16 protein-coding genes are annotated in these 21889 nt (G+C 71.8%); 7 read left to right on the top strand and 9 right to left on the bottom strand.

Annotated features, from left to right (window positions below; genetic code table 11):
• The first annotated feature begins 133 nt into the window (after positions 1-133).
• From B207_RS0115905 to B207_RS0115895, 3 genes are all read left to right on the top strand, one after another.
• The gene (locus tag B207_RS0115905; protein WP_018637552.1) at positions 134-1018 is read left to right on the top strand and encodes an alpha/beta fold hydrolase; all 885 of its coding nucleotides are present in this window, start codon (positions 134-136) and stop codon (positions 1016-1018) included.
• Positions 1019-1172: 154 nt separating this feature from the next.
• Positions 1173-1823 (top strand): phage holin family protein, encoded by a 651-nt coding sequence (locus B207_RS0115900; protein ID WP_018637551.1) that lies wholly within the window; start codon positions 1173-1175, stop codon positions 1821-1823.
• 141 nt (positions 1824-1964) lie between these two features.
• Positions 1965-2246, top strand: a complete 282-nt coding sequence (locus tag B207_RS0115895) for a DUF3618 domain-containing protein (protein WP_018637550.1) — start codon at positions 1965-1967, stop codon at positions 2244-2246.
• A 58-nt stretch (positions 2247-2304) separates the two neighbouring features.
• Here B207_RS0115895 and B207_RS34105 read toward each other — a convergent pair whose 3' ends face one another.
• The gene (locus tag B207_RS34105; protein ID WP_018637549.1) at positions 2305-3657 is read right to left on the bottom strand and encodes a DUF4407 domain-containing protein; all 1353 of its coding nucleotides are present in this window, start codon (positions 3655-3657) and stop codon (positions 2305-2307) included.
• A gap of 305 nt (positions 3658-3962) precedes the next feature.
• Between B207_RS34105 and B207_RS0115885 the strand changes: the two genes are divergently transcribed.
• Positions 3963-4403, top strand: coding sequence for an SRPBCC family protein (locus B207_RS0115885; RefSeq protein WP_018637548.1), 441 nt, complete (start codon positions 3963-3965; stop codon positions 4401-4403).
• On the opposite strand, the gene B207_RS41505 is transcribed toward B207_RS0115885, so the two are convergent.
• Positions 4360-4929, bottom strand: coding sequence for an ATP-binding protein (locus B207_RS41505; RefSeq protein WP_018637547.1), 570 nt, complete (start codon positions 4927-4929; stop codon positions 4360-4362). The genes B207_RS0115885 and B207_RS41505 overlap by 44 nt on opposite strands.
• A 439-nt stretch (positions 4930-5368) precedes the next feature.
• Here B207_RS41505 and B207_RS0115875 point away from each other — a divergent pair, with 439 nt between their 5' ends.
• Positions 5369-8011, top strand: coding sequence for a Tex family protein (locus tag B207_RS0115875; protein WP_035740881.1), 2643 nt, complete (start codon positions 5369-5371; stop codon positions 8009-8011).
• Positions 8012-8043: 32 nt separating this feature from the next.
• Here B207_RS0115875 and B207_RS0115870 read toward each other — a convergent pair whose 3' ends face one another.
• The 7 genes from B207_RS0115870 to B207_RS0115840 all read right to left on the bottom strand — a co-directional run bounded on the left by B207_RS0115870 (position 8044) and on the right by B207_RS0115840 (position 18055).
• Entirely contained in the window at positions 8044-8946 is a 903-nt protein-coding gene (locus B207_RS0115870) for a polysaccharide lyase (protein ID WP_018637545.1), read from the bottom strand.
• A 240-nt stretch (positions 8947-9186) separates the two neighbouring features.
• Positions 9187-11328 (bottom strand): acyltransferase family protein, encoded by a 2142-nt coding sequence (locus tag B207_RS0115865; protein WP_018637544.1) that lies wholly within the window; start codon positions 11326-11328, stop codon positions 9187-9189.
• 1 nt (position 11329) lies between these two features.
• Positions 11330-12913, bottom strand: a complete 1584-nt coding sequence (locus B207_RS0115860; protein WP_084692170.1) for a right-handed parallel beta-helix repeat-containing protein — start codon at positions 12911-12913, stop codon at positions 11330-11332.
• The gene (locus B207_RS0115855) at positions 12910-14229 is read right to left on the bottom strand and encodes a glycosyltransferase family 2 protein (protein WP_018637543.1); all 1320 of its coding nucleotides are present in this window, start codon (positions 14227-14229) and stop codon (positions 12910-12912) included. Before B207_RS0115855 ends, B207_RS0115860 begins: the two co-directional genes overlap by 4 nt.
• A complete protein-coding gene (locus B207_RS34095) occupies positions 14226-15284 on the bottom strand; it encodes a Rossmann-fold NAD(P)-binding domain-containing protein (RefSeq protein WP_035740856.1) in 1059 nt (352 codons plus the stop codon). Before B207_RS34095 ends, B207_RS0115855 begins: the two co-directional genes overlap by 4 nt.
• Before the next feature lie 805 nt (positions 15285-16089).
• Positions 16090-17427, bottom strand: coding sequence for a DUF5925 domain-containing protein (locus B207_RS0115845; RefSeq protein WP_018637541.1), 1338 nt, complete (start codon positions 17425-17427; stop codon positions 16090-16092).
• A gap of 172 nt (positions 17428-17599) precedes the next feature.
• Positions 17600-18055: a hypothetical protein gene (locus B207_RS0115840; RefSeq protein WP_018637540.1), complete on the bottom strand. Its 456-nt coding sequence runs from the start codon at positions 18053-18055 to the stop codon at positions 17600-17602.
• A gap of 404 nt (positions 18056-18459) precedes the next feature.
• Here B207_RS0115840 and B207_RS0115835 point away from each other — a divergent pair, with 404 nt between their 5' ends.
• Positions 18460-19683 (top strand): BadF/BadG/BcrA/BcrD ATPase family protein, encoded by a 1224-nt coding sequence (locus B207_RS0115835; RefSeq protein ID WP_018637539.1) that lies wholly within the window; start codon positions 18460-18462, stop codon positions 19681-19683.
• A gap of 1080 nt (positions 19684-20763) precedes the next feature.
• Positions 20764-21889 (top strand): hypothetical protein (locus B207_RS39800; RefSeq protein WP_154675386.1); only part of this gene is annotated, 1126 nt, incomplete at its 3' end.

Genomic DNA, 21889 nt, shown 5'->3' with positions numbered 1-21889 from the left:
TCCGGCGGCGAGTCGGAAATACGACGTATCCGCCACCGGGCCGAGGGACACCGGCGGGAGCCCGCCCACGGTGTTTCATCAAGGAAGCGGCGGTCGCCGAGAACCGCAACGACGAGCCGAACGGCAGACATGGATGTATGAGGAAGCACCGGCCTGGTTCGAGGCCGCCATCGACACACGTCCCGAGCGGCTGGAGGCCGAGGTCGACGGGACGACCGTCAGCTACCGGTGCTGGGGGCGGGTGAACGGGCCCGGGATCGTGCTCGTGCACGGTGGCGCGGCCCACGCCGGCTGGTGGGACCACATCGCCCCGCTGATCCCGGCGGAGTACCGGGTCGTCGCTCTCGACCTGTCCGGCCACGGTGACAGCGGGCGGCGCGACGAGTACTCGCTGAGCACGTGGGCGTCCGAGGTCGTCGCGGTCATCGACCACGCGGGGATCACCTCGCCCCCCATCGTCATCGGCCACAGCATGGGCGGCTGGGTGACGATCACCACCGCCGCCGAGTACCCGGACCGGGTCGCCGGCATCGTGCTGATCGACTCGCCGGTGCAGGAGTCCACCCCTGAGGAGCGGGCCGCCCGCGAGCGGACCGCGTTCGGCCCGCTGCGCGTGTATCCGACGGCGACCGACGCGCTGGCGCGGTTCCGCACGGTGCCGGCGCAGCCGAGCAGTCTCCCGTACATCATCGATCACATCGCCCGGAACTCGATGGGGGCGATGCTGGGCGGCTGGGCCTGGAAGTTCGACCCGAACGTGTTCGGCAACCGGACGCCCTCCCCCGAGGTCCTGCGCAAGGTCCACTGCCGGGTCGCACTGTTCCGTGCCGAGAAGGGCCTGGTCACCGCTGACATCGGGCATCTCATGTACAACCTGCTGGGCCGGGTCGCGCCGGTGATCGAGATCCCGCTCGCCGGGCACCACGTGATGCTCGACCAGCCGTTGTCGCTGGTCACCGGCATTCGCACGATCCTCGCCGACTGGCAGCACTCGTCCCCGCAGGAACGCGCCGACTGACGCTGACGGCGACGGCAGCGACAGCGGCAGCGACAGCGACAGCGACGGAGCCGACGACGGTTTATCCGGCCACGGGCGGGCATCCGGGTCTACACCGACCAGCAGGGAAACCACCGGAGGGCTCCGGGACCGGCACGGTTGAGAGGGAGACGGTATGACCAGCGCACTCGCCCGCCAGCCGACGACACAGACCACGCCTCCGGTGGACCGCACCGGCGTGCCTGACGACGCCGAGATGACCGTCAGGACGCCTGTCGACGGTTCCGCCGCGCGCCCCGAGGTCGCCGCCGTCTCGCCGCCGGAGACCCGGCACGGCGCCGCCGCGACCGCCGGGAGGCACGGCGCCGGACCCCACACCCCGGTGACCGGAGCCCAGCCCGCCGCTACGCGGAGCCCGGTGGCGCCGACCACCGAAGCCCCCCCGGGCCACGCCTCGTCCACAGGACAGCTGGTCAGCGAGGTCGCGAACGACGTCTCGACGCTGTTCCGTCAGGAGCTCGCCCTGGCGAAGGCGGAGCTCCGCGAGGAGGCGACCAAGGCGGGCAAGGGCGCCGGGATGTTCGCCGGAGCCGGTGGCGCCGGGTTCTTCGCCCTCGTGTTCATCCTCCTCGCGGTCATGTTCGGGCTGGGCTCGGTGATGGCACTCGGCTGGGCGGCACTGATCGTGGGTGTGCTGCTCGTCGCCGCCGCGGCCGTCCTCGCCCTGATGGGCCGCCGGACGGTGAAGAACGTCCACCCCGCGCCCACCCAGACGGTGGAGACGCTGCGCGAGGACGTCCAGTGGGCGCAGAACCGCCGGCACTGACCCCAACGCACACCGACAAGACCCCCAGCACGCCGACAGACCCCAGCACGCCGACAGACTCAGTACACCGGCAGACCGGCCGGCCTCCAGCAGGCGCACGCCGCCGGCACCCATCCGTCGACCGCCGCCAGGGAGGCGACTGTGACAAGCACGAAGTCCGACGAGATCCGCTCCGAGATCGAGGCGACCCGCGCGCAGCTCGGTCATGACCTCGACGAGCTCTCCGACCGGATCAGCCCGCAGAAGGTCGCCGGGCGCACCGCGCAGGGAGTGAAGACGAAGGTCGCCACCGCCAGCAGCGCCGGCCGGGACAAGGCCCGGGAGAACCCCCGCGCCGCCGGCACGGCGGCAGGCGGCCTGGCCGCCGTGGGCCTGCTGACCTCGATGATCCGACGCCGTCGGCGCCGCCGCCGCGCCGGCTGACCGGCCTGGTCGGCCTGGTCGGCCTGGTCGGGGCTGTCAGACCGACACCGTCGGGCGGTCACGGCCCCAGGGAGGCCGGCGGGGTCTGCGGCGCCGTGACGATCGGGGCTCCCGGCACCTGCGGCGGGGGCCCGGTACCGGACGGGTCGTGCGGGACCGGCTCGCGCGGGACCGGCTCGCGCGAGACCATCCCGACCGCGTCGCGCGGCAGGGCACCGGACGGCTCGCGCGGGACCGCGACGATGCCGTGCCGGGCGCGCACCTCACGCAGCCGGGACTGCTGCTCGGCGCTGATCTCCGCCTCGGCGAGGCGGCCGTCGGCTGTGTCCGCCGTCCAGCGCACCGCCGATTCGACACCGTCCCGCCGGAGCTGGTAGTCCTCCCAGCGGGCCGCCAGCCGCGCAGCGACGACGGGCGCGAGATCACGCCGCTCGCGGGCTGTGTGCCCCACCTGCAGCGCTGCCACCTCGGTATCGGTCTCGTCCCGCCAGCGGGCGAGCCGCTCACGGCGGCGGTAGGAGGTCGCGTCAAGCCCGCGCTTGAACAGCAGCGGCGCGAGGTCCACACCGAGAAGCAGCAGGGTCAGCAGCACCCGCCACACCAGGACCGACCTGTCCTCGGTGGTGAGCCGCCAGAACGCCTTCTCCCGCATGAGCAGGTCGTTCGCCGCGCCGCTGGTGCCGGCGGCGGTTGTCGCGAACGCGGCCCGGTCCTTCTCCTGACCGGCGCGGAACTCGTCGAGACCCGCCTGGGCGGCGTTGCGCAGACGGGCCGCCTCGGTGACCGCGCCCGTGGCCGCGGCCAGCTCACCCAGTTTGATCTCATAGACCGGCCCGGCGCCGCCCAGACAGGACGGACCGCCGGTGAGCTGGCAGTTCACCTCGGCCGTCTTCGACTCGACCAGCGCGTTCGCGGCGTCGAGACGTTTCTGCTTGGCCGCGAGGTCCGCGGTGCGGGCGGCCAGTTCGCCTTCCTGGTTGACATCCCAGGCGGCCAGCATGCGGCCCGTCTCCTCCTGCTGGATCTCGGTTACCCGGGCGGCGATGGACGTCTCGAAGATTCGCAGCAGGACGGCTTCGCCCACCAGGACCGCGCCACATATCGCGATGAAAACCCGGACCGTCATCGAGAAACCCGGACGGGTGGTTTCGACGGTACCGTCCTTGCCGTAACGGTAGGACGTCTGGGTGAGCAGTACGGAACGGTCGATGAAGAATATAAAAAGGGCGTAGAAGAGGCCGTAGGGAAGCGCCCGCGCCATTCCGGTGCCGAATCCGACGGCGGCGACCGTCGCGCCGGCGTAGGTGGCCAGCACCGCGGTCAGCAGCATGAGGATGCCGGCCGTGACGAACCGGGCCCGGTCGGTCGGCGGGAGGAAACGGGCCTGTGCCCCGGCGAAATACACCAGCATGTCACCTGCGGCCCGCAGTGGTCCGCGGCGCGGAACCGGCTCTCGCGTATCACTGGACGTCTGCGGAGAATGTGGCACAGAACCCCCGTCCAACCAGCATGGCACAGCCTCGGCCGCCTTCTCCCCATCGGATCACGCGCCGCGGGTCGCGCCGCCGGGCAGCGCGGTCACATTAACGGCCGACCGGCGTTCCCACAATTCGCGATCGGGCGGCGCCGGCGAGGGGCCCGTCCACGCGGTTATGTAGGGCCGGGGGATAGTCTCGGCTTTCCGGATGGACGCATCGAGGGAGGGACGGAGTCGCGATGGCGCGCATCAGTGTCGAAGTGGAGCGGACTGTGGGCGGGGCACCGGAGCGTGTCCTGGGCCTGCTCGCGGACTATGCCGGCACTCGGGCCCAGCTGTGGCCGGCGATGATCACCGACTACCGGGTGGTCGAGGGCGGCGAGGGCGCCGGCACCCGGATCGCCTACCGCCTGCACGCCACCAAGAAGCGCATCCGCGAGGTCGAGGCGCTGGTCAGCACGCCCTCGGCGGGCGTCCTGCTGGAAGCCGACCAGCGCTCGTCCCTGCGCACGCAGTGGTCGGTCCGCGCCGCCGGCGCCGGCGGCAGCACCGTCACGGCGCTGACGACCTGGGACGGCGCGGGCGGTGTCGGTGGCTTCTTCGAGAAGACCTTCGCGCCGATCGGTATCCGCAAGCTCAGCAATGCGGTGCTGGACGGGCTGGAGGCCAGGCTCCGCTGATCTCCGCCGGGTGCGCCGGGTGCGCCGGGTGGGCCGGGTGCGTCGGGTGCGCCGGGTGCGTCGGGTGCGCCGGCGCACGGCCGGCGTCCACCGGCTCCGTCTCAGCGCCGGCCCCCGCGCGGCCGCTCTCCACACTGCCGCTCGCGTCACAGCCGCTCTCGATGCGGCAGTGGAGGCGCACGATGGTGCCGGCGGGCGACGAGCTGAGCTGGACCAGGTCACAGAGCTGATGGGCGAGCCACAGGCCGCGCCCGCCCTCCGCGTCAAGGGCGGGAGGCCGCCGCCCGGCCAGCGTGTCCCGTACGTGGCCCCGGTCGGAGACCTCGCAGATCAGCATGGCCTCCTCCGCCCAGACGCGGAGCACACCACCGCCGCCGCCGTGGCGCACGCTGTTGGTGAGGATCTCGTGGAGCGCCAGTTTCAGGTCGGCCGCCCGCTGCGGCGGCACCCCCGCCCTGCTGGCCAGCAACAGGACCTGGCGGCGGGCGGCCAGCAGGTTGTCGGCGGTGAACGGCAGCCGGGTCACAGCTGCGTCCGACAACACGGCAGGAGCGGGCAGTCCCCCACCGCCGGAACCGTGCTCCGGAACTCCTCGCACAGCTCCTCCGCCGCCGCAGATCTCTACTGAAAGTGACAGTTCATGCAGATTCGCTGACATGTCGTGCCAACGGATGCACACGATATTCCGTCGGGTAGGCGCCGCCGCCGGCGTCGGTGGGGACCGTCAGCGCCGTCACAGATCGTCCGGCCGCCAGGCCCGTCCAGCCGGCGGCAGTCGACCGCAAAGGGTGGCAAAGCACCCGGACCCGGCCAGGTGGCCGTGAACGTGCACACGGCGTCGCGCCCGGGGCGCGGCCTCACCCCGAACGCCACGGGCTATCCGGCGAGAGGGATTATCAGAGGTAACAGCCCCCGGGAGGATCCGGCGGGGACGACGAGGACACAGGCAAAGGCGGTTGCGGATCGTGACGACGGTGTCCGTCCCGGAGACGGTGACTGTCCAGGCGCGGATCGCCGCGGAGCTGGGCGTACGCGAGGGGCAGGTGACCTCCACGATCGACCTGCTCGACGGCGGGGCCACCGTGCCGTTCATCGCCCGGTACCGTAAGGAGGCGACCGGCGCCCTCGACGACGCGCAGCTACGCACCCTGGAGGAGCGGCTGCGCTACCTGCGGGAGCTGGAGGAGCGGCGCACGGCGGTCCTGGACTCCATCCGCGGTCAGGGCAAGCTCGACGAGGCCCTTGAAGCGCAGATCATGGCGGCCGAGACCAAGGCCCGGCTGGAGGACATCTACCTCCCCTACAAGCCGAAGCGCCGCACCAAGGCGCAGATCGCGCGCGAGGCGGGGCTGGAGCCGCTCGCCGACGCCCTGCTGACCGACCGCACGCTCGACCCACGCGCGGCCGCCGAGGCCTACGTCGATGCGGAGAAGGGTGTCGCCGACGCCACCGCCGCGCTGGAGGGCGCCCGCGCCATCCTGGTCGAGCGGTTCGCCGAGGACGCCGATCTCATCGGTGACCTGCGCGAGCGGATGTGGTCCCGTGGTTACCTCGTGAGCAAGGTCCGCGAGGGCAAGGAGACCGACGGCGCGAAGTTCGCCGACTACTTCGACTTCGCCGAGCCGTTCACCAAGCTGCCCTCCCACCGCATCCTCGCGATGTTCCGCGGGGAGAAGGAGGAGGCGCTCGACCTGACCCTGGAGCCGGACGAGCCCGCCGACCCGGCGGAGCCGCCCGTTCCCGGCCCGACCGACTACGAGCGCCGCATCGCCGAACGCTTCGACATCGCGGACGAGGGCCGACCCGCCGACCGCTGGCTGCTCGACGCGGTCCGCTGGGCGTGGCGCACCCGCATCATCGTCCACCTCGGTGTCGACCTGCGGATGCGGCTGTGGACGTCCGCCGAGGACACGGCGGCCCGGGTCTTCGCCGCGAACCTGCGCGACCTGCTGCTCGCCGCCCCCGCGGGAGAGCGGCGCACGATGGGTCTCGACCCGGGCTTCCGGACCGGGGTGAAGGTCGCCGTCGTCGACGCCACCGGCAAGGTCGTCGCCACCGACACCATCTACCCGCACGTGCCGGCCCGCCGCTGGGACGACTCGATCGCCTCCCTGGCCAAGCTCGCGGCGACGCACGGCGTGGACCTGATCGCGATCGGTAACGGCACGGCCTCCCGGGAGACGGACAAGCTCGCCGAGGACCTGATCCGCCGGCACCCGGACCTGAAACTGACCAAGGTCATGGTCTCCGAGGCCGGCGCGTCGGTGTACTCCGCCTCGGCCTACGCCTCGCAGGAACTACCCGAGCTGGACGTCTCGCTGCGTGGCGCGGTGTCGATCGCGCGGCGGCTGCAGGACCCGCTCGCCGAGCTCGTCAAGATCGACCCGAAGTCGATCGGGGTCGGGCAGTACCAGCACGACCTGTCCGAGACGCGCCTGTCGTCGTCGCTGGACGCCGTGGTCGAGGACTGTGTGAACGCCGTCGGGGTGGACGTCAACACCGCCTCGGCGCCGCTGCTCGCCCGGGTCTCCGGGATCACCGGCGGCCTGGCGGACAACATCGTGCGCCACCGTGACAGCAACGGGCCGTTCCGCTCCCGCACCGGCCTGCTCGACGTCCCGCGGCTCGGGCCGAAGGCGTTCGAGCAGTGCGCCGGCTTCCTGCGCATCAGCGGCGGGGACGACCCGCTCGACAGCTCCAGCGTGCACCCCGAGTCCTACCCGGTGGTCCGACGCATCCTGACCGTCGCCGGCAGTGACCTGCGAACACTGATCGGTGATACGAAGACGCTGCGCTCGCTGAAGCCCACCGACTTCGTCGACGACACCGTCGGCCTGCCGACCGTGACCGACATCCTCGCCGAGCTGGAGAAGCCCGGACGCGACCCACGGCCGGCGTTCAGGACCGCCGCGTTCAGCGAAGGTGTCGAGACCCTCGCCGACCTGGTGCCGGGCATGGTCCTCGAGGGCGTCGTCACCAACGTCGCCGCCTTCGGCGCGTTCATCGACATCGGTGTCCACCAGGACGGCCTCGTGCACGTCTCGGCGATGTCGAAGAACTTCGTAGCCGACCCCCGCGAGGTCGCCAAGCCCGGCGACATCGTCCGGGTCAAGGTGCTGGACGTCGACATCCCCCGCAAGCGGATCTCGCTGACGCTGCGCCTCGACGACGAGCCGGGCGCCGCGGACGCGGGCGGCCAGAGCTCCGGCGAGCGCCGGTCGGCACGCGGCGGCCGCGGCGGAGCGGGCCGCGGCGGGAGTGGTGGCGCCGGTAGCGCCGGGAGCGGGGCCGGGGCCGGGGCCGGACGCGCCTCCGGGCGCGACGGCGGCCAGGCCTCCGGTGGGACGCCCGGCGGTCGGGGCGGCGGCCAGCGCGGCGGCTCCGCTGGCCAGCGCGGCGGCGGTAACGGCGGCCCGGGCGGCCCGGGCGGCCCGGGTGGCCCGGGTAGCGGCGGCAACCGCGGCGCTGGGCAGCGCGGCGGCGGTCAGCGCGGCGGGCGGACCGACGGTGCCATCGCCGACGCGCTGCGTCGGGCCGGCCTGGTGACCGGCGACGAGGTCACCCTCGGTGACTCCGACCGTGACAGTCGTCGCCGCGGGCGCCAGTAGGCCCCGGCGGCTTGTTGCGGGGTCCCGCCGGATCAGCAGGTTCCGGCGGGACCAGCCTCGACGAAGCGGTCCGAGACCACGAAGGTGGCGAAGTCCGCGTACTGGTCGATCGGGCTGGCCCAGCTGAGGTCGTCGCCACCGAAGAAGGTGGAGAAGAAGACACCGTCGATCCGCAGTGACGGCGTGCTCCGGAAGAGCATGCCGTCCTGGTGGAACACCCCGCGGCCGTCGACCCAGACGGTCAGCGACCCGTCGGCCCGGCCCGGGGTGTTCAGCCGCACCCGCTGCTGGATGGCCGCCCAGCGACCCGGGACGAATTCCCAGGTGCCCAGGCCGAGCGTCGTCCCGTAATCACGGGACAGTGGGAGATACGCGTAGACCTGCCCTTTCCCACCGTCACGCCACATGTATCTTGTCGAAAATCCATTGGTACCGTCCGGGGTGTGCCCACCGGCCACGTGTGTACCGCCGAAGAATCCAGGGAGTTTTCCACCGCGGGCAAACCGAAAACCACTCCGAAAACGGACGCGATAGCTCAGGAAGAGGTCGTCACGCGGCCCGCCGCGGAACAGCAGGTAGGCCTGCGCCCCGCCGGACGGCGCTCCGTCCTCCTGCACGGACAGCTGGCTGGCCGAGCCGGCCGGGTAGCGGACCCGGATGGATCTCCACCCGCAGCCCGGGGCCGGCGCCCGCACCGCCACATCGTCGAGACCGAACGCCCCGCGCTGGCGGATGACGAGCTCGTCACCGAAGAAGCTCTGCAGGTGCGGAGCCACCGGTGCCGGCCCGGCCGTCGTGGCCAGGCGCACCGCCGGTTCCCGGTCACGGTCACGGCCACGGCCACGGCCACCGTCGGACGTGCAGCCACCGGCCCCGGCCCCGGCCGCGCCGAGCAGTGCCACGACGGCGACGGCCCGCCGCGACGGTGCGCTCACCCCGACGACTCCCCCTGATTCGCGCGTCCCCGACGCGCGAATCCCCCGACCCGCGCGAACCGCCCAACGACTTCCCGGCCGGCGCGCTCTCCCGGCCGCGGGCAGTCTAGAACCCGCCCGGACGGCGTCCTACGTATTCAGGGAACCGGCGTGCCGGCTGCTTCCGTCCCCCTCCGACCCCTTCCTTTCACTGGACCGGACGCGGGGTCCGGAAAGCCGGGAAGGTGGCTGGGTGAAAGGTCAGCCGGCCAGCCGGACGAGTTCCGGTCCGAGATAGGGCGCGAGCGCGGCAGAATACGTCCCGGTGATATGGCTCTTGTCGTAGTAGACGACGGTGTCGCCGATGATGGGTGGGCACTGGTCCCTCGAGCACAGCCACGGCACCGGATCCACCAGCATCGCCCCGCCGTCGAGCGCGCCGCGGGTCTCGATGGCCCGCTGTGGCTCGGTCAGCTTCGCCTCGGAGACCCGTACGACACACCGCCGCACATGCCCCGGGTTACGGGCCAGGCAGTCCGGGACGTCGAAGCCGGGGTAGGGGGTGTCCGCGATCAGGACGACCTTGGCCCCGGTCGAGCGCAGTTCCCGCACCATCCTCGTCATGCCGCCGGCACCGACCCGGATCGCCTCCGTCCGGGCCTCGGAACCGACCACCACCAGATCGGGTGCGAGCGTCCTGATCCGGCGCAGTGCCTCCGCACGCCAGGTGTTGCATTCGGTGTAGACACGCTTGAGGGTCTCCAGGACGAAGTTCGGGTAGTGCGCCGGCGGGCACCCGCCCTTCGTGTAGGGGACCAGCCGCCAGTTGTACCGGCGGCTGATGTCGTTCATCGCGTTGAACCACTGGTTGGCATGCGAATCGCCGAAGAGCACCACCGTCCGCCGGCCGGACGGGTCTCCGTACACGCAGTCGGTCGGGGTGCTGCTGGTGATCGATGTGTAGCACCGGTTCGCCTTGTAGTCACTCGGCGCCTGGTCCAGCGAGGGCCGCAGGCCGGCCGGCAGCCCGGTGAGGTCGAGCGACTCCTCGATCACCCGGCTCAGGCCGGCGGACGGCCCGCCGCCCGCCGGCCCGCCGGCTGCCGGCCCGCCGGCTGCCGGCCCGCCGGCTGCCGGCCCGTCGCTGGTATCAAGACGCGACGCCGGCACCCCGGAGCCGGTGGGCAGGGCGGCGAGCTGGGCGACCACCAGGCTGGCGGCCACCGCGGCGCCGATCGAGAAGCCGCCGAGGCCGAGCCCCAGCACCGGCCGGCGGACCAGGGCCGGCCGGGACCGGACCGGCTGTTCGACCGCGTGGTAGGTGGCGACAGCGAGCAGCAGCGACAGCACGACCGCGGCGATCTTTCCTGCGGTGCCGGGCTGCTCCCCGGTGGCCTCCGGCCACAGGACCAGCACCGGCCAGTGCCAGAGGTACCAGGAGTAGCTCACCCGTCCCATCAGCTGACAGGGCCACGCGCGCAGCAGCAGCTCGGCGCCGCGCGGCGGAGCGGCGCACCCGCCGGCGATCACGAGCGCGGACCCCGCCACCGGCAGCACCGCTGCCAGCCCCGGATAGGGCGTGGCCTCCCCGAACATCGTGGCGGCGACCATGATGCCGGCCAGGCCGAGCCAGGTCAGCTGGGATGACAGCGCTCGTGGCATCCGGGCGAGCCCCGGTGCCGCCAGCGCGACAAGGGCCCCCAGCGCGAGCTCCCAGGCCCGGGTGTGGCCCCCGAAGTAGGCCCAGGGAGCCGACCGCGGGGTGATGACCGCGCTGAGGGCGAGCGACGTGCCCGTCACCACGACCAGCAGCACTGCCACCGGCCCGGCCCGGTGCCTGCGCACCGGCCCGGCCAGCGCCGCCGTCACGATCAGCAGCAGCGGCCACACGGCGTAGAACTGCTCCTCGACCGCCAGGGACCAGAAGTGCTGGAACGGTGAGGGCGGCCCCTCCGCACGCAGGTAGTCGGTGCCCTCCTGGGCGAGCCGGATGTTGATCGCCGAGACCGCGGAGAGCGCGGCGTCGACCCCGGTGGAGTGGAGGCGCAGCGGTGACATCCACCGCCACGCCGCCAGCATCGTCGCCACGATCACCACCGCGGCCGCCGGAACGATCCGGCGGGCCCGGCGGGCGTAGAAGCCGGCGAGCGAGATCCGCCCGTGGGTGGCCCGCTCCGTGACCAGCTGCCGGGTGATGAGGAACCCCGAGATCACGAAGAAGACGTCCACGCCGACGTAGCCGCCGGGAAGGGCGAGCCCGGAATGGCCGAGCACGACCAGGATCACCGCGACCGCGCGCAGGCCCTCGATGTCCGGGCGGAACCTCCGCAGCCGCCCGTCGCTCCCGGCCACCTCCGCGGGTGTCCCGCCGTCCGCCACGCCCGGTGGCACACCGACTGTCATCTCAGAACCTGGCGGCCAGAGCGGGGCGGCCGCCGTGACGGGCCCGCCGCCGCCGTGCGAGCCCGGTGACGCCGCCGAGCAGGACCAGGACGGCCGGCACGGACGACCAGATGCCGATCAGCACCCGGGGTCGCCACTGGCTGCCGTTGTCCCGCAGCGTGTTGCCGGCCAGGTCGACGCCCTGCGCGGCGAGCTGGTTGTCGACCAGCGTGTTGCCGCGGACCTCCAGGTTCTCGCGCTCCCCGCGGGCCTGTATGCCGACCCGGTTGTCGACGATCCGGTTGTCGGCGATGACGTTGTGCGGCGAGGAGGCGAGCACGATCCCGTCGCCCCGGTTCCCGGAGGAGATGTTGCCGACGATCCGGTTACCGGTGCTCGAGGCGTCCATCATGATGCCGTTGAGGCGGTTGTCCCGGGTGATGTTCCCTTCCACCACCCCGCCGGTGACGAAGTCGGAGAAGATGATCCCGTGCCGGCCGTTGCGCTCACTGACGTTGTGGCGCACCGCGATTCCGGTCGAGTAGCTGTGCGGGTCGACGCCGTAGAGCGTGTTGTCGTGGAACCAGTTTCGCTCGATCGCCACGTCCCGGGCATGGTCCGTGTACGTCCCGATGAAGCTGTGATCAACCTCGGAATGGGTCATGCTCCCCGTCGACCCGTCGGACCAGGAGACACCGTAGGAGCTGTTCCAGTCCCGCCCGAGATAGCTCAGGTGGCTGCGTGTGATCACAAGGGTCGCCCGGTTCGTCGCGACGACGAACGGGCGCCGCTCGTCGACGGCCAGCAGCAGCGGGTCGCCGCCTGGGACATCCGGGCGGACGGACACCCCGTCCAGGGTGAGCCGGCCGCCGTCGACACCGAGCAGCACCCCCCGCCGGACGGTCAGCACCAGCTCCCGCACCGGCGCGCTGATCGTCAGCTCGGCACCCGGTGAAACGACGAGTGCGGCGGACACCGAGACCCGCCCGTTGCCGTCGTCACTGATCCAGGACGAGTCGTCGACGGCGCGGACAACGTCCATCAGGCCGGTGACCGGGCGCGGAAGCGGAATGCTGCGCACCAGCTCGCCACCGGCGACCAGGGCGATGTCGCTCGTGCGCAGCGCGATCCCGCGGATGTCCGGCGAGGGCCGGCTGGTGGCGACGTCGATCGTGTTCGGCGGCAACCCGAGGATCACGTTGCTGAGCGGGTCGTAGGACGGTGTGTAGGCGTGCCGGTGGAAGAACTCGGCCGTCGAGGTCAGCTCGCGGTAGTCACGGCCGACCGTCACGCTGAGGGTGACCGCGCTGAGCAGGGTCATCACCGCCAGGAGCAGGTACACGCCGCGGTGGCGGGCCCGCTGGCGGCGCAGCAGCTCGGCGGCGAGCGCCGGGTCCGGCCCGCCGCTCGGCAGGCTCAGGGTGCTCGCGGCGCTCAGCGGCCCGGTTCGGCTCAGCGGCCCGGTCTGGCCCAGCGGCCCGGTTCGGCCCAGCGGCCCGGCCTGGCCCAGCGGCCCGGTTCGGCCCAGCGGCCCGGCCTGGCCGCCGTGGCTGAGTTGGTCGGTCTGGCCGCCGTGCCCGCTGTGGCCGGGGTGGCTCGTCGTCATCGGTGTCGCTCCCCACCGGTCGAGGCCGGCACCCGTCCGGTGCCGCCTGTGGCGTCGCCGCTGTCGCCGCGGTCGCCGCGGTCCCGCTCGCGCTGCCCGCTCGTCGCCGCGGTCTTCGCGATGACCTCGAAGCTGCGCGGGTTGCCCATGTAGAGGGTGGTGATCAGCGCGACGATGGTGAACGTCGCGGTGACCGGCGCGAGCACGACGGCGGCGAGGGACTGCAGGACACGGTTGGTCCAGAACTTCGCGCTGCTCACTCCCGGCTGGCGCAGGCCGGCGTTGACCCAGCCACTCAGCCCGAAGTTCACCAACCAGACCGCGAGAGAGCACCAGAACAGCGAGTGCGCCCAGCCGGAGACCTCGATCGTGTTCGTCAGGATCAGCACGATCGCCGACCCGGACGCGAGGAAGGTGAACAGGCTCAGGAAGTACCGGACCGCGATGCGGATCGCGGCACCGAGCGGCAGGACGTCCCGGTTCACGATGGCGTGGATGTTTCCCCACATCCACCGGCGGCGCTGCTTGAAGTACGCCTTCCAGGTCCACGGCGACGTAAGTTGGATGTACTCGTGGAAGAAGCCCCAGCGCAGCCCGGCGGCAGCGGCGTTGCACCCGAAGGTGAGGTCCTCGGAGGCAAAGATCCGCCAGTTCCAGGTAACGGTCCGCTCCGTCTTCCCCGTGATCGTGAGGCCCTCACCGTGCACGAACAGCGGTCGGCCCAGAATTCCCTGGAAAGACGAGCAGTAGGTCATGCAGTTGTGGAAACGCAGGTCGTCGATGTGGCTGAGCAGGAAGTGCGTGAAAGGCCCACGACCGTAGTCGATACGCGGTGCGGTGACACCCTGGCAGATGTCGTAGTCGGCCGCGTAGGCGGTCTCCAGGTACTCCCAGGTCGGCGAGGTGTCGTCGTCCAGAAACGTGATTTTCGTGTCGTCCGTGTCGTAGCCGAGATGCTGGCGGACAATCCGACTGAACTCCAGGGCGCGTGCCTTGTACTGGGCGACGCAGGTGAAGTCCTTCGGCACGGTGATGACCCGGTCCGCCTCGGGGTAGATGTCACCGTTCCCCGGCTCGTTGGTCACCCAGATCTCGTAGTTCATCGTCATCGGGAATGAGCGGATCTCCCGGATGATCTCGTTCACCCGGTCCTGTTCCCGGCCGACGGTGGTGATCTGGATGATGTAACGGGAGAAGAGGTCCCGATTCTGCCGGAAGGTAGTGTGGAACCACCATTCTCCGGCCGCGAGGACGAAGATTTCGATCATGGGTCGCAGGAAGGCGACAAGCAGCAGCCAGGGCAGCACGGTCCTCATCGCGGGGTGCCTTCCGCCGAATCCGGTCCGAAGGCCTCGGCAGCCGGGCCGAAGCCTTCGGCAGCCGGAGCGGGGCGCTGATCCACCGGCCAACCCGCACCTGGCTGCACCGACCCGGCGGACAGGACCGCGGCCCGGTCGATCACGCCGGTCCGGGCACGGACGGGCAGCGCGTCGAGCCCGTCACTGCCACGCAGGTCGAAGCGGTCGAGGAACCGGGTGTTCGTCTCGATGACGGAGCGGAGAATCGGCAGGTCCACGCCGACGCCCGCTGCGAACCCGAGGAAGGCCATGGTGTCCTTCGGCAGGCAGACACCGCCGTACGGTGCGCCGCCCCGGATGCCGTAGCCGGGGTTGAAGGAGGCCTCCGCCGAGCGCGAGACCGTGTCGGAGATGGCGTCGAGGTCGAGCTGGAGCCGCTCCGCGACGGTGTGCATCTCGTTCCAGAACGAGATCTTGGTGGCGTTGAAGATGTTGTGCGCGCATTTGACGAACTCGGCGGTCATCGGGTCACCGAAGATCCTGACCGGGCCGCCGAAGGGCGCGAGCAGTTCGGCGAGCCGCTCCTGGACACGCCGGTTCCGAGCGCCGATGACGGTCATCCACGGCCAGCGAAAATCCTCGGCCGCGGACGCCGCCCGCAGGAACTCGGGATTGCTCGCCAGCAGGAAGCCGTCGCCCTGGCGCAGACCGGACTCCTGCTCCAGCAACGGGCCCACCAGCCCCTCCGTGGTGCCCGGGTCGACGGTGCTGCGGACGACGACGGTGTGCACGCCGGCGGCGGAGCGCAGTGCCCGGCCGACCGTACGGGTACCGGCGACGAACGCGGAGAGGTCGTACCGGCTGCCGGCGTTCGGGGTCGGCAGCGTCAGGAAGACGAAGGAGTCCGGCTCCACGTCGAGATCGAGGTCGAGACGGGCGTCCAGACCGAGCCCGACGAGGAAGGAAACCCGCTCCGGCGCGGCGTCGATGAATGTCACCGTGTTCCCGGTCTCGATCAGCCCTCTGCCGGTGGCCGTTCCCACAACGCCGGAACCAACTACAAAGATTCTCATTATCTCAAGCTCCTTGGGGCCCGCTCCGGGCGTGCGCGATGGGCATGACCCGGCGGTGTCGAGCGATGGCGGACGAAGACGTCCGGAACTGAGCGGAGGAGGGCATGGCTACGCCGTCCGATCCGCTGATCGTTCTTCGTGGACCGCGCCTTGTCCGTGGAGACGGGCATGGCGGTCGTGAGGCTGGGTCGAGTCAGGCAGAGCCGAATGAACGCCCGAAGGACGACCGTCTAGACGATGACTGTCGAGACGATGAAGCCGCATCGTGTGCAGCCCGCCCGGCCAGGCACACGACACCGGCGCCGCACGGTCTCACGCGGTCGCGCCCGGCGATGCCCACGCACAGGAAACCGTGCGCGCGGGAACGAGGACCCGCCCGCCCCGGCGCGGTCTCACCAGTATTCCCCCAGTGGATTTCGGTCGGACCCCAGAACCGACCCCCCAGACTCCTATCGACTGATGATTGAACGAGAACAGAGCATCCCCAAATGCCCGTCCCGCCCCTGGAAGAGTAGTCGAAAACACCCCGCCGGTCACCGAAGTACGACAGCGGGCGTGTTACGCCGACCTGCCGCACCACATTCATCGCGAGAAGCACCGGCGCCGTGGCTGCGGGCAGATGAATCTGCCCGCAGCCACGGCGATCATTTCGCACATTCCACGGGGACTCCGGAGTCCGCCCATATTCCGGGAATGATTCGGAAATTCATCCGATATCGGCATCGGATGCCCGCGCGGAAACCATCGCGCGGCAGGCGGGGGGAGAGAGACGGCACAGGCAGTGGACAGCGGACGGCCGGCGGCGTCAGAGGTAGAGGCCGGTGTGGCCTTCCTTCTCCTGTGCTGCGGTGGGCAGCCGGCCGTCGCGCAGCGCGAACAGCTCCGCCAGAGTCATGGACGAGGCCACCCCCGTCCCGCTGCCGAGCCAGGCGACCGCCTCGTCCCGTGGCAGCGTGCCGACCTCCACCTGGGCCAGGCAGCGGCCCGGGCGCACGATGGCCGGGTGCAGGCGGGCCAGCGGCTCGTTGGTGGTGAGTGCCACCAGCACCTCGCGGCCCTGCCCGACCAGGCCGTCGGTGAGGTTGAGCAGCCTGGAGAGCGCCTGTCCGGAGACGCTGCGGGCATCGCCCCGCAGCAGCTCGTCACAGTCCTCGACGACCAGCAGCCGCCAGCGACGCCTGGACCGCTCCTCCACGGCCGGCGCCTCCGAAGCGGCCGGCGCCTCCGAAGCGGGCGGTGTCTCCGAAGCGGGCGGTGTCTCCGGGGCACCCGAGGAAGCCGGCGCAGCGGGCACCTCGGGAGCAGCCGGAGCCGCGGTACCGCCGGGAGCTGCCGCGGTGGTCCCGGGCTGCGTCTCGCCCGGGCCCGGTGCGCTGGCCAGCGCGAGGCTCTCCCCGTCACCGTCCGTGGGGTCGTCGTCGTCCCCGTCATCCGAGCCGATCGCGACCTCCATCAGATACCCGGGGTCGCCGAACAGCGCCTCCGGGTCGAGGACACAGTCGACCTGGCACCAGCGCCGCCATTCGTGCGCCATGGCGCGCAGGATCGTCGTCTTGCCCGTCCCGGCAGGGCCGTGCAGCAGGATCAGCCGGCCCACGAGTGCCTCGGGGCGCATGCCCATCAGCCGGTCCAGCGACTCCAGAGACGCCGACGGGTAGTTGCGCCGGATCGACGGCCACGCCGTCGTGGCGGCGCGGCGGGTGATCCGCGTCGGCCCGCGCTGCGCCGACAGATACCAGAAACCCATGGTGACGGTGCCCTCGGTGGCGGACTCCGCCGCCGCCTGACGCACCACGCCGTCCAGAACGGTACGGGCCAGTTCCTCGCTGACCGCGGTCACCAGCACCTCTGCGCTGCCGCCTCGCCACCGCACCGCGCGCACCGTCCAGCCGTCGCCGGTCGCGAGGCGGGAGTCGCGCGAGTCCTCCACAACGGTGCGCACGACCTCGGCGTCGACAGGCAGCAGGCTCGCGCCCGGCCGCAGGCGGTCGATACGGACGCTGCGGGCCCAGGGCTGGTCACCGTTGGTGAACGGTCCCAGTGCCAGCGCGTCGACGACGTCGTAGGGCGTGTCCGAGTCGTCGAGAGCGACGACGAAGGGAAGCTTGGCCCCGGCACCGCGGCCTGGTTGCTCACTCCTCACACGATCGCCGTTGGACGTTGGCCCCTGCCGTGGAATGGACACGAGACAGATACTCGGCGACGAGTGCTCCCGGCACCACCTGGTTTCCCTTTTCCGTCTCGGAAGCAACATGACGGTCCACGACAGTCCGTGATGTGCCGAATCACCGTCATCGTGATCGTGATGGCATCGGTCACGCTCCCGCGCCGGGGCCGGGGGGGTCCGGCGCCGCCCGGTCCGTGCCGCCGGCCGCCGCGGTCACGGTGCGCAGCACCGCGGTCAGTCGGTCCCATCCGACGAGCAGGGCGGCGCTGTTCTCCCCGGCCACCTGGTCGGACGCGAGCTGATGCAGCGTCTTCACCGCCGCGTAGAGGTACTGCGGCCGTGGCCGCCAGGTGGTGAGCTGCGGATACGTCTCCCCCAGTGCCTGGTGCAGGACCCGGCGCAGCGGCGTCTCCGGGGTTCGGCGTGCCGGGTCGAGGTGAAACAGGATCGTCGTCGCGGCGTCGACCTCGTCCGCGTCCGGCAGCCAGGCGAAGCCCCGCAGGGCGGCCTCGGCTTCGGTGAGTGCCTCGTCCACGGCGGCGACGGGATCGCCGTCTCCGTCGGGCACCGGCGGCGGCGCCCAGTCGTCGTCGTCATCGGTCACCGTCCTACCGTCTCCTTCCGCGGCCGGCACAGGACGTCGAGTGAGCGGACACACAGCGGGACACAGGTCCCGCCCGGGCAGGACCGACATCCCGCGGCATCGGCATGCGCGACGGGGACACTCACCAGCATCAGCCGCGTCACCGCAGCACCGACGGCCGACGGACGGCCTGGGCGGGTCAGGGCTGGACGTCCGGCCAGGGGCCTCGTACGCCCACCGAGGGGCCGGCGGTCACCCACCGGAGGGCCACACACGGGACCCACCGCTGCTGGCACTGTCCGGCCTCCGCGGCCGGGGGCCGGGCGACCGGCACGATGCGGAGTGACAGGGCCACGCGAGAGCGCGCTCGCGGGAACCAGCCAGCGCCGCCACCGGCCTGGCGCGACGGGATTGCGAGGCAGCAGGTGCACAGCCAACAGCCGGCGAGTACGACACCGGAGAGCACCACACCGGAGAGCCTGACCCCGCTGATCAGGCTGCCGGCAGCGCTCCGGCCGCCCGCGCGCGGCGCCGACCGGCAGCCGGCCGGGCCGGTCTCCTTCCTCCTCGGTGTGGACGGCGGCGGAACCAAGACCACCGCCGCGGTCCTCGATCTCCGCCGCGCCGCGCTGAGCACGTTCACCGCCGGGCCGAGCAACCCGGACGTCAACGGGCTCGATGTGGCCGCGGAGTCGATCACGGAGGCGGTGCGTGGCGCACTCGACGCGGCGGGTGCCTCCGCCGGCGACCTGGGTGGGGCGGTCCTCGCGATCGCCAGTGCCGACTCCGAGGAGAACCAGGCGGCGCTCCGCGATCGGCTGCCCCATCTCGCCCGGGTCGAACACGTGCTGGTGCTCAACGACGTCGTCGCCGCCTGGGCCGCCGGCACCCTGGGCCGGCCCGGCGTGGCGGTCATCAGCGGCACCGGCAGCAACACTCTCGGAGTGGCCGCCGACGGCCGGACATGGCGCTGCGGCGGCTGGGGGCATCTGCTGGGCGACGAGGGCTCCGGGCACTGGATCGGCCTGGAGGGGATCCGGGCGGCCGTGGCCTTCCGCGACGGCCGGGCCCCGTGGTCGGCCATCGTGCCGCGCCTGCTCACCTTCTACGGCCTGAGCCAGGTCGAGGACGTCGACGATCTGGTCTACACGACCCTCGACAAGTCGGGGATCGCCGCGTTCGCCGCGGAGGTCGCCGCTGCCGCGGCAGGCGGCGGCCAGGACGGCGCCGATGCCGGCGACGGCGACGGCGGCGGCGGCGACGGCGGCGACGGCGACGGCGGCGGCGACGGCGGCGGCGGCGGCGGCGGCGGCGACCGGAGTGACGAGGTGGCCCGCGGGATCCTCGCGGAGGCGGGCCGGCTGCTGGCCGAGCAGACGCTCACCGCCATCACCCGAACCGGTCTCACCGGAGATTTCCCGGTCGCGATGGTGGGCGGCGCCTTCCGGTCCGGGCCCGCTTTCCTGGATGCGTTCACCGCCCACGTCACCGCCGGCAGCCCGGGCGCCCGCTTCGTGTGGCCCACGATTTCGCCGGCCACCGGCGCCGTGCTGCTGGCCGCCCGGCTGACGGCCACGGAACAACTGATCGACTGGTCCACGCTGGCAGCTGCACCGGAACCGGCGCCGGCCGCGCGTTCCGTTCGGTAGGCAGGGAGCTCGGGCGAGGAAGTTCTGGCGAGGGAGTTCTGGCGGCTGCCCATTCGGCTCATCACCGTCCGGTGCCGCCCGGCCGCGCAGGCAACAAGTTTCGGGCACCTTCCGCCGCATCGGGGTCACCCGGCGCGGAGAAGCAGCCACCTTTCTGCGCACCCGGGCGGCCGGTGGCGACCCATACATCAACGACGGGAAAGCACGGCGGCGGACCGGCACCACCGCGCCGCGCCAGCTGAGAACCACTTGTCGCTCCGGCCGGGCGGGCACCACCCGGCCCCGGCCGGAGGGCCCGCATCCGGTGCGTCGCGCCCCTCGGGGTGGTCACCGGGCCACCCCGCAGTGTCTTTCGCCGTCCGCTGCACCGGCCGCGAGTTTCGATGTTTACCCAGGTCAGGGCGCCAAAGATGATCTATCTTAGCTCCGGCGACGGACTGCTACGGCGCGATTACCCCCGTTCACGGGGTGTCCATCCGGGCCGACTACTCCCACGAGTGGGCCACGCGCCGGCACCAGGGCCAGGTCAGCGCGAACCACTCCGGTACCTACCCGAACTTGCCTACCCGGAAGTGCCGATAAATACAGGTCCGCGGCCGGGATGCCGCCATCCCCTCCGCATCCCGGCGGGCTCCGCCCGGCCGAAGATCGCTGACGGTGCGGGATCGCGCGGGCACCGAAAGCCGCCGGCGCGAGGGCATACCAGATCCCCGTATTTCGGACAAACAGTGACGTCATGGCCCTGAAAATGCCTGTCAGGCAACCGAAACCGCGATCAGGCCTCTGGTTCGGGCGATCTCAGCGATGATCGAAAGAACTCCATCGATCATGCGCTCGGACCCCTCGGCAGCACGCCGGCCGCGCAGTACGCGAATAGCACGGACGAGCACTCGGCCGTTTTCCCGGTCTGCACCCGAGGAGTCGCGGGTTAACAAGACGTTGGTAGCTTTCTGCCTCAGTCGAGACTGACCGGCAAACGCTGATCCGCACCTTGCGCCGCCACCCCTCCCAGAATCGGTGGTTCGACGGGCGCCGTCGGCGAGTGTCATGGCGACTCGTCATAGTCAGGGAGAGGGATTCATGCGTATCAACAGAATGCGGGCCGTCACGGCCGGTGTTCTCGGGGCAGCGCTGACCGCGGCGGCGATTCCCGCCTCGGCCGAGCCCATGCCGACGGCAGGCGCCACCAATGACATCACCGCCGGCATCTTCGCCACCCCGGAACCGACCTGGCCCACCGAGACCGGAATCTCGGTGGACCTCGACCCGACCACATCCCCCAGCGCTACTCCCAGCGGCAGCCCGAGCCCCACCGTGGCCGCGCCGCCCGCCCCTGGTGCCGTGATCACCAGCCCGTCGTCGACTCCCGTCGGCACCGGGGACGCGACACTCGACCAGTTCCTGTCCCTGCTGCCGTTCCGCATCCCCTTCGACCGGGATATCAACGGCATTGAGGACTTCGAGACCAATCCGCTGGTCCTGAGCTACACCTGCACCGCGCAGGGCCCGCTCTGGAAGGTCAGAAATCGGTCCGACGAGACCTTCGGCTTCGGCTGGTTCGATACCAGTCAGGGGTCGGGCATCTCCACCATCAGGCCCGGCGAGTCGATCGAGCTGCCGACTCGCGCCCTGGCCGTGATCGCCTCGCCCTGGAACGCGAGGACCGGAAGCCTGCTCGTCACCGTCCCGGCTGTCGGGGTGTCGACCTGCGCGGTCGGGCCCGGCGGCATCCCCGTCCCGACGACCACCGGCGCTGCTGGCGGCGGGGTCGGCGGGGTCGCTGGTACGTCCATTCCCGGAGTGGGCGGAGTGGGTGGCGGCGGTACGTCCATTCCCGGAGTGGGCGGAGTCGGCGGCGGCGGGACTCCCGGCGGCGGCGTGGGCGGAGCAGGCGGCGGCGGGACCCCGGGGGGTGGCGCCGGCGGAGGCGGCGGCACGGCCACGAACGCGCCAGGCGGGGCCGGCGGCGGGGGTACTCCCGGTGGCGGTGTTCCCGGCGGCGGCTCCGGTGGCGGCGTTCCCGGCGGCGGAGGCTCCGGCGGCGGCGGGACCGGCGGCGGAGGCACGGGCAGCAGCGGCGGCAATGGCGGCGGCGGCGTTCCTGGAGGCGGAGGAGGCTGGACCGGCGGTGGCGGCGGCGGCGGCGGTGTTCCCGGCGGTGGCGGTGGCGGCGGTGGCGGCGGCGGCGGCGGCGGCGGCGGCGGTG

The organism is Parafrankia elaeagni (assembly GCF_000374165.1).
In the GTDB taxonomy this organism is placed as follows: domain Bacteria; phylum Actinomycetota; class Actinomycetes; order Frankiales; family Frankiaceae; genus Parafrankia; species Parafrankia elaeagni.
The sequence above is the reverse complement of the archived record's forward strand: the minus strand, read 5'-3'. Positions and strand labels throughout refer to the sequence as shown.

Coding starts and splice junctions, on each gene's coding strand:
- B207_RS0115905 (WP_018637552.1), top strand. CDS start 134: ATGTATGAGGAAGCACCGGCCTGGTTCGAGGCCGCCATCGACACACGT.
- B207_RS34105 (WP_018637549.1), bottom strand. CDS start 3,657: ATGCTGGTGTATTTCGCCGGGGCACAGGCCCGTTTCCTCCCGCCGACC.
- B207_RS0115900 (WP_018637551.1), top strand. CDS start 1,173: ATGACCAGCGCACTCGCCCGCCAGCCGACGACACAGACCACGCCTCCG.
- B207_RS0115885 (WP_018637548.1), top strand. CDS start 3,963: ATGGCGCGCATCAGTGTCGAAGTGGAGCGGACTGTGGGCGGGGCACCG.
- B207_RS0115865 (WP_018637544.1), bottom strand. CDS start 11,328: ATGACAGTCGGTGTGCCACCGGGCGTGGCGGACGGCGGGACACCCGCG.
- B207_RS0115855 (WP_018637543.1), bottom strand. CDS start 14,229: ATGAGGACCGTGCTGCCCTGGCTGCTGCTTGTCGCCTTCCTGCGACCC.
- B207_RS0115860 (WP_084692170.1), bottom strand. CDS start 12,913: ATGACGACGAGCCACCCCGGCCACAGCGGGCACGGCGGCCAGACCGAC.
- B207_RS34095 (WP_035740856.1), bottom strand. CDS start 15,284: ATGAGAATCTTTGTAGTTGGTTCCGGCGTTGTGGGAACGGCCACCGGC.